General features: G+C 71.2%; 11 protein-coding genes. 3 read left to right on the forward strand and 8 right to left on the reverse strand.

Features of this window, described 5'->3' with window-relative positions; all coding sequences use genetic code 11:
• Nucleotides 1-39: 39 nt before the first annotated feature.
• A complete protein-coding gene (locus LY13_RS18265; protein ID WP_253829764.1) occupies nt 40-1,452 on the forward strand; it encodes a hypothetical protein in 1,413 nt (470 codons plus the stop codon).
• The gene (locus LY13_RS18270; RefSeq protein ID WP_253829766.1) at nt 1,449-2,198 is read left to right on the forward strand and encodes an ESX secretion-associated protein EspG; all 750 of its coding nucleotides are present in this window, start codon (nt 1,449-1,451) and stop codon (nt 2,196-2,198) included. The genes LY13_RS18265 and LY13_RS18270 overlap by 4 nt, the downstream gene beginning before the upstream one ends.
• 107 nt (nt 2,199-2,305) lie before the next feature.
• Here the strand turns inward: LY13_RS18270 and rph are convergent, their stop codons facing one another.
• From rph to LY13_RS18305, 7 genes are all read right to left on the reverse strand, one after another.
• Nucleotides 2,306-4,897, reverse strand: coding sequence for a rifamycin-inactivating phosphotransferase (gene rph, locus LY13_RS18275; protein WP_253829767.1), 2,592 nt, complete (start codon nt 4,895-4,897; stop codon nt 2,306-2,308).
• Between the two features lie 220 nt (nt 4,898-5,117).
• Nucleotides 5,118-5,999: a hypothetical protein gene (locus tag LY13_RS18280; RefSeq protein WP_253829768.1), complete on the reverse strand. Its 882-nt coding sequence runs from the start codon at nt 5,997-5,999 to the stop codon at nt 5,118-5,120.
• A gap of 52 nt (nt 6,000-6,051) precedes the next feature.
• Nucleotides 6,052-6,741, reverse strand: coding sequence for a helix-turn-helix domain-containing protein (locus tag LY13_RS18285; RefSeq protein WP_253829770.1), 690 nt, complete (start codon nt 6,739-6,741; stop codon nt 6,052-6,054).
• A 19-nt stretch (nt 6,742-6,760) separates the two neighbouring features.
• The gene (locus LY13_RS18290; protein WP_253829772.1) at nt 6,761-7,288 is read right to left on the reverse strand and encodes a 2'-5' RNA ligase family protein; all 528 of its coding nucleotides are present in this window, start codon (nt 7,286-7,288) and stop codon (nt 6,761-6,763) included.
• Nucleotides 7,285-8,259: a DUF368 domain-containing protein gene (locus LY13_RS18295; RefSeq protein ID WP_253829773.1), complete on the reverse strand. Its 975-nt coding sequence runs from the start codon at nt 8,257-8,259 to the stop codon at nt 7,285-7,287. The genes LY13_RS18290 and LY13_RS18295 overlap by 4 nt, the downstream gene beginning before the upstream one ends.
• A gap of 234 nt (nt 8,260-8,493) precedes the next feature.
• Nucleotides 8,494-9,042: a hypothetical protein gene (locus LY13_RS18300; protein WP_253829775.1), complete on the reverse strand. Its 549-nt coding sequence runs from the start codon at nt 9,040-9,042 to the stop codon at nt 8,494-8,496.
• A 156-nt stretch (nt 9,043-9,198) separates the two neighbouring features.
• A complete protein-coding gene (locus LY13_RS18305) occupies nt 9,199-11,034 on the reverse strand; it encodes a flavin-containing monooxygenase (RefSeq protein WP_253829776.1) in 1,836 nt (611 codons plus the stop codon).
• 139 nt (nt 11,035-11,173) lie between these two features.
• On the opposite strand from LY13_RS18305, the gene LY13_RS18310 reads away from it, so the two are divergent.
• Nucleotides 11,174-12,391 carry a sigma-54-dependent transcriptional regulator family protein gene (locus tag LY13_RS18310; protein ID WP_253829778.1) on the forward strand — a complete coding sequence of 406 codons (1,218 nt, stop codon included), beginning with the start codon at nt 11,174-11,176 and terminating at the stop codon, nt 12,389-12,391.
• A 61-nt stretch (nt 12,392-12,452) separates the two neighbouring features.
• On the opposite strand, the gene LY13_RS18315 is transcribed toward LY13_RS18310, so the two are convergent.
• Entirely contained in the window at nt 12,453-13,031 is a 579-nt protein-coding gene (locus tag LY13_RS18315; protein WP_253829779.1) for a TIGR03086 family metal-binding protein, read from the reverse strand.
• Nucleotides 13,032-13,172 lie beyond the last annotated feature (141 nt).

A 13,172-nucleotide genomic window follows, 5' to 3' on the forward strand; every position in this document is an offset into this window, starting at 1 on the left:
GCACGCGTAGGAAAGAGAAGGGCGACCGAGGGGGCGACGATGGGCCGGTTCGACGATCCGCTGGCCGAGGAAAAGGGCAAGATTCTCTTCGACCAGGCCGGTCGGGTGTTCGGTTCGATGCCGATCGAGGACATCGTGCGCGCGATGCGGCAGGGCGACTCGGGCAAGTGGCAGGGCGCCGCCGACGGGGCGGACACGATCACCAAGGCCGTCACTGAGGGTGAGGACGCCAGCGTCAACCGCAGCACGAAAATGATCCAGGCTCTGGAGAGCTCCTGGACCGGCCAGGGAGCCGAGGCCGCCGCAGGCACCATCCGCAAGGGCATGAAGGCCGCCCAGGCGACCGCCGAGGTCTACCAGAAGAACGCCCGGTTCCACACCGAGAACGCCCACTCGTTCGACGGCACCAAGAACCAGTTCCCCGACATCCCGAAGGACGCGCCGGAGAAGAGCTTTCTCGACCACGCCACGCCCTGGGACACCGACACCGAAGACAAGATCAACGAGCGTAACGCCAAGATCGAGCAGGCCAAGCAGATCTACCAGGGCTACGAGACCAACGTGAACCGCGCGGCCTACGACGTCGACGCCGGTTTCAGCGAGGTCGGCAAGATCGGCGAGGACTTCTCCGGCATCGAACGGGACGAGTCCTCGGCGGTGAAGGACGCGGGCAGCGGGGTCATCTCCATCGACGAGCCCGGAGCCGGCGGCACCGACCGTCCGGGCGGCCCGTCCGTGTCGTCCGACAACGGCCCGATGCGCCCCGGCGGGACGCCGGTCACGCCGAACGGCTCACCGGTTCAGCCCGGGCCGACCGGCCCCACGCCCGGGTACGCCCCGCCGAACACACCCACGACCGACGACACGACGTCGAGTTCCGGATACGCCCCGCCGGAGTTCCAGCGCCCCGCTGCCTCCGCGCCCGGTTACAACACGCCGGGATTCAACACGCCCGGCTACAACGCCGGTTCCGGCTTCGGCCCCGGCGGTTCCGCCGGCACGCCCGGCTTCGGGCCGGTCGGCTCGGCGGGCGGATTCGGCCCGACCGGCGGGGGCTCCTCGTCCGCAGGGGGCGGCCGCGTCCCCGGGGTGGGCGGATATTCCGGCGGCGCGGCCGGTGGGGCAGGTGCAGCGGGCGGAGCAGGGGCCGCCGGAGGCGCCGCAGGCGCGGGAAGGGCGACGGGTGCAGCTCCGTTCGGCCCGGCCGGTTCCGGTGGCGCAGCGGCCGGTGGCACCACCGCCGCGAGCGGTTCCGCCGCCGGTGGGCGCGGCGGCATGCCGATGGGCGGGATGGGCGGTGCGGGCCGCGGCGGCCAGGGCGGTGACGACGACGAACACCAGCGCCAGTACGTCCTGGACAACGACGACGCCTTCTCGCTGACCGAAGACGGCGAAGTCCTGCGCGACCCGGCGACCGGCAACGTCGTGACGCCCCCGACCATCGGCGAGTGACCACCGTGGCCGTCGTCAACCGTCCGGTGGCGCTGCCGCGCACCGTGCTCGCGCGGCTGTGGGAACTCGAAGGTCTGGGCAACCCGCACCCCGTCGTCGGTGTGTCCGACCTGTACGTGCCGCAGGACGACCGCCCACAGGCCGATGCGCGGACGTTCCGAGCCCTCGAAGAACTCGGCATCGCCGAAGGCGGGCTGCTCACCCGGAACTTCCGCGTAGCGCTGCGCCTCCTCGCCTCGCCCGACCGCGAACTCCACTGCTGGAGCAGTCACGCCGACGACACCTCGGCCAACCGCGCGCTGGGTGTGTTCGCGGCCGGGGGCGAGGCCGTGGCCGTGCAGGTTCGCGACGACCTCGTCACGTTCGCGCCCGCCGAGGAACCGCGCCTCGTCGACGAGTTCCTCGGCGAGCTGCCTCGCGTTCCCGCAGCACAGGTGCGTGAACTGCACACGAGCCGTGCTGCCTACGCACAGCGGGACGAGCGCCGAGACGTGTTCGCGGCACGGCCGGAACCGGAGCAGGAGATCGACAACCTCATGAAGGCGCCGCGGGACGCCGCGCACCAGGTGTACGCCGGGGCCACAGTGGACGGCCGGTATCGGCGGAGCAAACCGTTCTCGGTGATCGACATCCGCGACCGGGGCCGAGTCGTCGCGTTCGCAGACCGGCAGCAGAACATCCATCTGCTGCCGGGGAGTCCCGCCCGGCTGGCCGAGACGTTCGCAGCGACGTGGCAGGCCATGTAGCCCGTCACGGGTGAGTCCGTGCCGACGACCTGCGGACGTCTCGAGTCCGCGCGACCTGGAGACCTCCACGGCGGACGCCGGGTGGGCAGGACGGCCGCGGCCCCTGCCTACTCGAGAAGTTCGACGTAACCGTGGGTGCCGTCGACGCGGATGCACGCGCCGTCGACGAGCAGCCGTGTCGCGTGCTCGACCCCCACGACCGCGGGCAGACCGTACTCGCGGGCGATCACGGCACCGTGCGTCATCTGGCCGCCGACCTCCGTCACCAGGCCTGCCGCCGAGACGAACAGCGGTGACCAGCTCGGATCGGTGTAGGCGGTGACGAGGATGTCGCCCTCCTGCAGGCCTGCGTCGGCCAGGTCCAGTACGACCCGGGCGCGTCCCTCGACCGTGCCCCGCGATACCGGCAACCCCGCCACCGCACGTTCGGGCAGGTCCTCGCGCCCGTACGAGCCCTCCACGGCCTCGCCGTCCGAGGTGAGCACCCGCGGCGGCGTCAGCGTCCGATACTCCTCGAACTCCGTCTTACGCCGTGCGATGACGTCGTGGTCGGTCCGCCGCGTGCGGGCGAGCTCGCGGAACTCGTCGAACGTCAGGAAGTAGACGTCCTCCCGGTCGGCCAGCGCACCTTCCGTCACGAGCCGGCCGGCTTCGGCCAGCAACGCCTGCTTGTACACGAAGTAGCGGCAGATCATGCCGTACTTCGGGTACTCGCGATAGCCGATGAACGTGCGGAGGACGTCGATCATCCGCTCGGTCTCGGCGGCCTTCCGGTCGCCGTCCGGCAGGGCGCGGAGCCGGTCGAGCACGTCGCGTTTCGTCCGCTGCGCCTCCTGCTTGCCGCGTTCGAACCGCCGCCGTGCCTCTCCCGGTTCGAATCCCGCGATGTTGCCGAGAATCACCGCCGCGAGCGCCGACGGCCGTTCGCTCCACCGCGGCGTGGTGATGTCGATCTCGCCGACGCACCGCATGCCGTAGTTGTCCAGATAGGACTTAATGGCCCGGCGCGCTTCCTCGCCGCCGGGTACGGTCGCGAGCCGTTCGAGGAACTCGTCGCCGCCGGTGTCGTTCAGTACGGCGATCGCCTCCGGGTGCGGGCGGATCGCGTCGGCGACCTCCAACAACGCCAGGCCCATCTCCGAGGTCACGTTGTTCGGTGCCGACTGCGTCAGCGTGTCCGTGAGGCCGGATTCGCCCAGCCATTCGGGCAGGCGTTCGTCCAGCCAGGACACCGCCTCCGTCGCAGCCATGATCGCCCGGTGGCTGTCGGGGTCGAACATGATCTGCTTGAGCTGTTGCAGGTCCTCGAGGATCGCGTCGAACAGTTCCGGCCCGGACGCCACCGGTATCCGGCGCTTCGTGGCGGCGAGCGACTCCTCGTGGCGTGCGATCAGCTTCTCCGGGATCGACGGGTCCGGTTCGATCGCCTCCGCGGCGCTCGCTGTCGACGGTGGTGGGGCGGTCTGTCGGCTCGCCTCGGAGGGAGGGGTGAGGAATCCGTCGCGGTCGGCGACCGTGCGGAGCGCGTCGCCGATCAACGGGTCGGAACCGCCCAGTGCGTCGAGCAGGCCGTCGCGAGTGGTGGGGGAGGCCAGACGTTCGGTGACGTCGACGAACAGCCTGCCGCCCGCGTGGACCATCGGTGCGGGCGTGGTCAGCAGCCACACCGACAGCCCGAGCGGTTTCATCGCGTCGGTCATCATCTGTTGGTGGCCGACGGAGACGTACACGCGATTCCGGCCGTCTGCCGCCTCGGGAACCGGGAACACGGTTGTGATCGGTCTGCTTTGGACGATCAGGAACTCGTCGCCGGTGCGGCACCACTCGATGTCCTGCGGCCTGCCGAAGTGCGCCTCGATCCGTCTGCCCAGCTCGTCGAGTCGCACGACCTGGTCGTCGGTCAGTGCCGGCACGCGCCGCTGCTGCGGCGGGACGTCGACCTCCGCGGTGCCGCCACCCGGTACTGCGTGGACGGCCGTCGGCTTCGGCACGATCTCCTTCTCGACGACGCCGCCGTGGCGGATCACGTACCGGTCGGCCGCGGCCTTACCGCTCGCGATCGCCTCGCCGACGCCGAAACCCGCCGTCAACGCCGAGACGGTGCGGTCCCCGGTCACAGGTGCGGCCGTGAACAGAATGCCCGACGTGTCCGGGGCGACCATCCGCTGCACGACGACGCCCATGCCGATGCCGTGGTGGTCGACACCGTTCCGCAGCCGGTAGGTCACGGCGCGCTCGGTGAACAGCGAGGCCCAGCACCTGCGGACGTGGGTCAGGACGTCGGCGGCGCCGACGTTCAGATACGTGTCCTGCTGGCCCGCGAACGATGCGGTCGGCAGGTCTTCGGCCGTGGCACTGGAACGGACGGCGTAGGCGGTGTCGTCGTCGACCCGAGCGGTGATCGCCTCGGCGACGTCGCCGGGAACGGTAACGGCTTCGATGACGTTCCTGATCTCCTCGGAGAGGCTGCGAATCGCTTCCCGGTCGGCGGGATTCAGCCGTGAAATCCGGTCGAGTTTTTCGTCCAAGGACGGCGCTGTGGCCAGAACCCGACGAAAAACACTCGTGGTCACGCAGAATCCGGCAGGAACGTCGACCCCCTCGATCCGTGACAGTTCCCCCAGCTGGGCTCCCTTTCCCCCGACGAGCCCGGCGTCGCCGAGGCCGACCTCGGCCAAGCCCACTGCGACATCATGCATTTCGGTAATTCCCCCTGCGGATTCGAGTTGTTTCGACCGGAGAAGTGTGCGCCCGACACCGGGTATTGCCGCAAGGGGGAGGGTGTGTTATAAATTAGGCACGGCAGGGAGACGAGGTTTCCTTGCCGTTTTGTTGAGCAGGTGTCGTAGTCGCTCTCACCAAAGGTCCTTCTCACCAAACGCCGCTCTCATCAAAGGCCGCTGTCACCAACGGGCGCTTTCACCAACGGCTGTGCCGTTGCAGGATCGCGGCGTTGCCGACCGTCGTGTAGCCGCGCCATTCGAGCGCCGCGGCGGGCGAGTAGCTGTCGAAGTCGACGGTCCAGCCGCCGTCGGCCCGTTGTCCGTGTGCGACGCGGTCGAGGTCGGCGGCCACGGCCGCGTCGCCGACGAGTTTCCGCACGGGGCGTCCCGGTCGGGGCGCGAAGTCGAGCAGGTGCAGCGTCTCGCCCTCGGCGCCGCCTTCCACCGGAACGGCACCGTCGGCGGGGACGAACGTCGCCAGGTGGTCCAGCAGCGCGGGAGCCTCGGGGCGGGTGTCGGCGGCCGCGTCGACGAGCTGCAGCGCGAACGACAGCACGTACGCGAACGGGCGCTCGTTGAGGGCGCGGATCCGGGCGAAGCAGTACTCGGTGGCGCGCGCGAGCCACGGGTGCTCGGCCGCGTCGGCGTCGAACGCCGCGAGCCGGTGCGCCTGCGCCGCGACCGCCGCGGTGATCTGCAACGACGACGCCCGCGGGTCGGCCTGCGTCCAGAACGGTGCACAGCCGGTCGCGTCGGCGACCGGGAGCGCGAACGGCAGACCACCGTCGGGCAGTGTCGCCGAGGTGAGCCAGTCCAGCAGTTCGACGGCCCCGGCAGTGGTCACGGGTTCGGCGTCGGCCATCGCCTCCAGCGCGTGCAGTGCACCGGCGGGCTGGCTCTCGGGCGCGCGCAGGTCCGGTTCGATACCCCAGCCGTAACCGCCGTCGGCGTTGCGATACGCCTCCAGTGCGGCGAGGACCGCGTGGCCGTCACCGGCCCCCGTGAGCGCGTCGAATCGTCGCCGGTCGAGTTGCCGCCCGTGTGCGGTGAGGAACGTGCGCGCCTGGTCGATACCCATGCACCGACGATGGCACCCGCGCCTGGCTTCCGCTTGTACGAACCGGCCACGCTCACGTCGTCAGCGCCGCGGGCGTGACCCCGGCGAGCCTGCGCACCTCGTGGGTCAGATGTGCCTGGTCCGCGTAGCCCGCCCGTGCCGCCGTCTCGCCGAGCGGCGTGCCGGCACGTGCCAGGTGCAGTGCGCGCTGGAACCGGTGCACCGAGGCGAGGGTCTTGACGCCGTAGCCGAAGAGCCGGTTCGCGTGGCGGCGCAACGACCGCTCCGACAGCCCGTGGGCGGCGGCCACGTCGCGTACCGCCGCGCCCGCATGCGCAGCCCGGTCGAGCGAAGCGGCCAGTCGCAGGTCCGCCGGATCCGGTGCCGCCCGCCGCCACAACGCCGCGGCGACGTCGGGCAGGCGCCACGGCCGGTCGGAGCACCGCGCGGGCACGCCCGTGATGTCGGCGAGGTCGACGCGCAGGTCCGTCAGCTCGCGCGCCGGGACGCCCAGCAACGCGTGTGCGACGCCGGGAGGCAGGCGGAGTCCGTGCGTCGCGGCTCCCTCCCGGGCGGTGACGGCGACCGCCGCCCGGTCCGCGCCCGCGACGACGAGCCTGCCGTCGTGCCACATCAGGTCCAACACCCCGTCGGGAACGATGCGCTGCGGGCCGTCGCTCTCGGCGAGGCTGCACCACGACACCCAGCCCCGCCCGAACGCGCCGGTACCCGGGATGTCGACCCGTCGCTCGGCATAGCCCACGCCGGTCACCTCCCGCCGGTCAGTGCAGCTTCCACGACTCGCGCACATGGCAATTGTCGTTCTCCCACCACTGCAGGTCGATCCGGTCGACCCGGAGCCGCACCGGCAGCACGCCGGCCAGGTCCGCGGCGACGGTCTCCGGGGTGATGCCGTCGGACACACGGTCGAGCGTCACGTGCGGCACCACGTCACCGAACTCGCCGCCGTACGGCGGGCACCGCGGGAACGCGGCGGTGAGCGCGCGGGTCAGGTGACGCAGCGGCCGGTCCGGGTCGGCGCGCAGGTGGATGACCCCGTCCGGGAACGTCTCGATCCGCCCGAGCACGGTGTCGAACGCGGGCGTCTCCGCGGCGATGCGGGCGACGACGTCGAGGTCGGCCCGTGTGGGGTCGGCCAGCCACGGCGCGAGCAGCGTGATGTGCGCGTGCGCGAACGCGGGGTCGGCCGACACGAACGACGCGTCGTAATGCGCCGTGCGGGCGCGGACCCAACCGTCGAGTTCGGCGACACCGACGGCCAGTACCGAATGACCGGGCGAGCGGGTCACGCCGCCGGGGAGGTCTCCTGCTTACGCGTCATGCGCGCCTCGACGACCATCACGGCCACGACCACGCCGAAGCCGACGAGCCCGAGCGTGATGGCCGTGCCGAGGTGGTCGCCGGGCGCGAGCAGTCCGCGGTCGTCGGTCTGCCACGGCCACAGCGCGCGGAGGCTGCCCGCCATGAGGCCGGTCAGGACGACGAGCGTGATGCGCTTGCGGTGCTCCAACAGCCACTGCAGCACCTTCACGATCGACCCGAGGCCGATCACCGCGCCGAGCGCGAACAGGCCGAGGTAGGCGAGGTCGCGGTCGTTCACCGCACTGAGCGTCGGCTGGTAGAGGCCGATCGTGAGCAGCAGGAACGAGCCGGACAGGCCCGGTAGCACCAGTGCGCAGATCGCCACAGCCGCCGACAGGATGATCACCGGCGCCGTGGCTTCGAAGTCACCGGGCGGCAGGCTGACGAGGACGTACACGACGACAGCCGTGACGAGTGCCGCCAATCCGTCCTTCCACGTCCACGGCGCGTGCCCGCCCGAGGAGTCCTTCGCCGGTGCGGTCTTCGACATCGAGTACGGCACCCACAGCGAGGCCAGCACCATGCCGAAGAACAGCGCGCGCGTCTGCACCGGGTGCTCCTCGACCCACACCTCCATGAGGCTGGCCATGATCAGCAGCGCGGCGAACATGCCCGCCAGCAGCGGGATGATCGTCCGCCAGGAGACGGACCGGAACTCGCCGGCCGCCCGGCCCATGCCCTTGCCGCGAGGCAGGTCCGACACCGTGCGGACGACGCCGGAGATGAGGTGTCCCGCCGAGGTGATCGCCGTGTCGTAGACCTTCGTGACGAGTGCGACCGTGCCGCCGCTGACACCGGGAACGGTTTCGGCGGTGCCGATCAGCGCGCCGCGCACCACGTCGATGCCGTAGCTGGTCCAGGCAGGGGCCTTGCCCGCGCGCTGCGGCGATGTCGTCACACTCTCTCCTTCGTCCGGCCGGCTGCCTCGTGCGAACCGGCGGCTCCTTCGTGCGGGCCGGGAACGGCCGCCTGCGGCCGGTTCCATGTTGGCAGGTGCCGAGTTCCGCGCCGCCGGAGGTCCTCACCCGGGTGCCGGCGCGGGGCGAGGGCATGGGCGGGCCGTGACGCGATGATGCTGCGACGGACGTAGCCGCCGTGTGAACGTTCGCGCGCGTTCTGTTCGATCGGTGGGTCAGCGGCCGGCGCGGATGTCAGCGAGGGAGCGGTCGCGGCGGCGGAAGAAGTCGGCGATCTCGGCGTCGCGCAGCGGCACGAAAGCCATGGCGAGCAGCATGTGCCCGGGCAACGCCAGCCACGCGGTCTGCGTCAGCGCGACCACCCACACGACGGCGCTCACCGGCGTGGCGACGAGCAGGATGGTGCGTGCCCACCGTTTCGGCTCGGCCAGCACCAGCGACGCGGGCACGACGAACGCGAACTGCAGCGACGTGACGATCAGCAACGTCCACAGCACGCGGTCGGTCGTCGGCACGGCGGCCGCCATGGTCAGCAGCACCGCCAGCGTGCTGCTCAGCAACGTGAGCCACCGGACGCGGCCGACGCGGCGACGGATGCGCTCGTCGGGCGACTCGGGTTCGACGTCGGATTCGGCGCCGGCATCGAGCGCACCGGTCGCCGGGCCGGTGCCGGGGGACGGCTCTTCGCCGGTCTTCGCGTGTTCGACGTCGACGGGACCGGTGTCGCCCGGCTGGTCGTTCTGTTCGGCCGCCACCTCGTTCACTCCCTCACCTCGCCGCTGTCACCTCCATCATCGACCATCCGGCCGACGGGTGACGTGCCAGGGAGCCGCCGGTGTGCGCACCGGCACGTGCGACGCCCCCAGGGGCACTGTGGTTGCGTTCAGTGCAACCACAGTGCCCCTGGGGGCGTTTCCGGGTCAGCTCAGGTGGTGCACCTCGGCGAGTTCGTGCACGGGCGTGGGGATGCCGACGTGCCGGGCCTTGAGCTGCAACGCCAGGTACAGCGAGTAGTGCCGGGACTGGTGCAGGTTGCCGCCGTGGAACCAGAGCGCCTCCTGCCGCGTGGGCTTCCACATGTTGCGCTCCTCGCCCTCCCACGGGCCGGGGTCCTTGGCGGTGTCCGAGCCGAGGCCCCACACCTTGCCGACCTTGTCGGCGACCTCCTGGCCCATCAGGTCGGCGGCCCAGCCGTTCATCGAGCCGTAGCCGGTGGCGTACACGACGAGGTCGGCGGGCAGCTCCGTGCCGTCGGACAGCACGACGGAGTCCTCGGTGAGCCGCTGAACCTGACCGTGGGCGAGCTCGACGTCGCCGTTCGCGACGAGGTCCGCCGCACCGACGTCGATGTAGTAGCCGGAGCCGCGGCGCAGGTACTTCAGGAACAGGCCGGACTCGTCCTCACCGAAGTCGAGCCAGAACCCGGCGCGTTCGAGCCGCTCGTAGAACTCGGCGTCACGCTCCTTCATCTTCTCGTACAGCGGGATCTGGAACTCGTGCATGATCCGGTACGGCAGCGACGCGAAGATCATGTCGGCCTTCTCGGTGGTCACGCCCGCAGCGAGCGCGCGTTCCGAGTACAGGTCGCCCATGCCGATCTCCATGAGGCTCTCGCTCTTCACGATGTGCGTGGACGAGCGCTGCACCATCGTCACGTCGGCGCCGTGTTCCCACAGCGCCCCGCAGATGTCGAACGCGGAGTTGTTGCTGCCAATCACGACGACGCGTTTGCCCGCGTAGGCGTCCGGGCCGGGGTGCTGCGAGGAGTGGTGCTGCTCCCCGCGGAACACGTCCTGCCCCGGCAGCTCCGGCACGTTCGGCTTGCCGGACATGCCGGTGGCCAACACGACGTGCTTCGGGTGCAACGTCATGCGCTCGCCGTCGCGGTCGACCTCGACGGTCCACTCCTTCGTCGCGGCGTCGTAGTTCGCCGAGGTGGCCTTCGTGGAGCCCCAGTAGGGCACCTCCATGATCTTGACGTACGACTCGAGCCAGTCGGCGATTTTGTCCTTCGGTGCGAACACCGGCCAGTTGTCCGGGAACTTCAGGTACGGCAGGTGGTCGTACCAGACCGGGTCGTGCAGGCACAGCGACTTGTACCGGCCGCGCCACTGGTCACCGGGCCGCGGATGGTTGTCGATCACCAGTGCGGGCACGTCCAGTTGCCGGAGCCGCGCGCCGAGCGCGATGCCGCCCTGGCCGCCGCCGATGACCAGCACGTACGGCTGCACGGTGGTGCCGAGCTCGGCCTCCTCCTGGGCTCGCTTCTCCGCCCACGTCATGCGGTCGGGGTTGATGCCGTGCTCGGCGCCCATCGGGCGGTGCGTGCCCCGCGGCTCCTCGTGGCCCTTGAGCTCGTACATCGTGGTCAGGAAGGTCCACGCCTTCGTCTCGTGGTCCTCCTCGACGAGCCGGGCCAGGCCGCGGCCCCGGCCGACGGCGGTCTCGAACGTGAACCATGCCGTGATGACGCCGTCGGCCTCTTCCGGCGGTTCCTCGAGCGCGAAGTTCGCAGGGTCGACGTCGCCGAGGGTGGCCTCGAGTCGCCGCGCCACTCCGTCCGGATTCTCCGTGGTGGTGATGTTCCAGGTGAACGCGATGAGGTCGCGCCAGTAGCTGGTCGCCGCGAACATGCTCGCCGCGCGAGGGATGTCGCGCGCGGCCAGTGCGTCGGCGAATCCGGTCAGCCAGTTCTCGGCCTTGCGCTGCGGGCTCGGCAGCGAGTCGGTCTGCGGCGAACCGAGGGTCTGCGTCATCGGAGGTGCCCTCCCTTGCGGCAACGTGGTTCATCGTGTGATGTGGGATACACGATCCGTGCAGAGTTGCCGGTCGGGCCAGCGTTGCGCCGCGTTGCACGCGCCGGGCCGGCGAGGAGTGCAGTCGGGAGGTGCAGCCGTGGTCGGTGAGATGGCGTTGTCGGAGCTGCCTGCCGACCTGTCCGAGCACGCGCGGGTGATGCAGCGGGTGCACGAGGCGGTGCTCACCGGGTCGCGCCCGCCCGTCCGCCCGCGTGGCGTGGTGGAGCGGTCGTGGTCACGCATGCTGGACCTGGGCCTGGACGTGTCGGGCTCGCCGCGCACGATGGTGCCGTTGCCGGACCTGGAGCTGCGCAGGCGACGGTCGGGACTGGAGCCGGTGATCGGTGAGCTGCGGCAGTTGCTGAGCCGGGCCGCGGAGACGTCGCCGTTCCTGGTGGTGGTGACCGATGCCGACGGGGTGATCCTGTGGCGCGACGGTTCGTCACGGGTGCGGGCGTACGCGGACGCGCTGGGATTCGCCGAGGGCGCCCGCTGGACCGAGGCGACCGTGGGTACGAATGCGGTCGGCACGGCTCTCGTGGAGGCGGCGCCGGTGCAGCTGCTGGCTGCCGAGCACTTCGAGTCCGCCCAACACCCCTGGTACTGCTGCGCCGCGCCGGTGCATTCGCCGGTGACGGGCGAGCTGGCGGGCGTCGTGGACATCAGCGGCCCGGCCCTGACGTTGCATCCGGCGATCGGTGCGCTCGTGGAGACGTCGGTGCGGCTGGCCGAGTCGGGCCTGTGGCGGGTGCACGAGCAGCGGCTGGAACGGCTGCGCCGCACCGCAGAACCCGTCCTCGGCGGTGTGGGCGAACCGCTGCTGGTCGTCGACGACGACGGGTGGGTCGCGGTGCGCTCCGGCATCGCGGCCGGTCCCCGGGTGGCGGTGCCGCGCGAAGGACTGCCGATGGCGGTCGCGGGCCTCGGGCTGTGCACGCCGGAACGACTGGGCGAGGGCTGGCTGTTGCGCCCTCGCAGGGAACGTGGCCCGATGCAGGCGGAACTCGACCTGTCGGGCGACCCCGTGGTGCGGGTGCACGCGGGCGACGGGTCGTGGTCGGCGGGGCTGACGAGGCGGCAGGCACAGGTGCTGTCGCTGATCTCCCGCGCGGGCCCGGACGGTGTCGACGCGGCCGTGCTCGGGCGCGGGCTGTTCGGCGACGACGGGCACGCGGTGACGGCGCGGGCCGAGGTGTCCCGGCTGCGGCGGGTAGTGGGCGACCTCGTGGCGCCCGCGCCGTACCGCCTGGCCGACGGCGTGACCCTGACGGTGACCGGTGAGCGGCGACCTGAGATGCCCCCAAGGGCACCTTAGTGGCGTTCAACGCCACGAATCTTCCCTCGATCATGGTCGGCCGGTCGCGGACCCGCCGGGTTCAGCTGCGTGGCCGGCGCCCCAGGAGCGCGACGAGGCGGTCGATCGGCGCCGCGTCGTCGCGGTGCGGCTGCGGCGGGGCGAACGGGCCGTCGTCACCGCTGTCCACGCCCGCGAGCTGTTCGTGGGTGAAGGCGAGGGCGCGTTCGACGATGTCGTCGGGATAGTCGACGCGCTGTCCGGTGGCGACGGCGAGATCCCAGCCGTGCACCAGGTCCTCGACGGTCCGCAGCTGCACCGCGGCGATGCCGGGGATCGCGCCGACGGGCGCCTCGACGACCTGCTCCAGCGCGCCCGGCCTGCGGAACGCGATGACGACGTCGGCGGCATACGCCCGGTAGGCGCCCGCGGGGTCGTCACCGAGCGCGTCGGCGTACCCGGGGTCGAGCGGATAGCCGGGCCTGCCCGTCAGCAACCCGGCGAAGAGCCTGCTGCCCAGCGCGAGATGGTTCGTCACGTCGCGCACCGACCACGCGCTGCACGGCGTCGCGCCCTGCCACTGGTCGGAGCGGATACGGGCGACGACGTCGCCGACGGCCTGCAGGCTGACGTCCAGGTCGTCCACGGGTGTGTTCGTCATCGAAACCCCCGGTCGATGTGCGATGTGCGGTGTGCGGCTCTCCGGCGGCTACCCGTGCCGGGCGTCCACGTGGTGTCGGCTACCCCGGGACGCCGGAACTCACCACAACACACCGACTCGCCGAACGCGCCGACCCGCCGC

The organism is Prauserella aidingensis, assembly GCF_024171865.1.
In the GTDB taxonomy this organism is placed as follows: Bacteria; Actinomycetota; Actinomycetes; order Mycobacteriales; family Pseudonocardiaceae; genus Prauserella; species Prauserella aidingensis.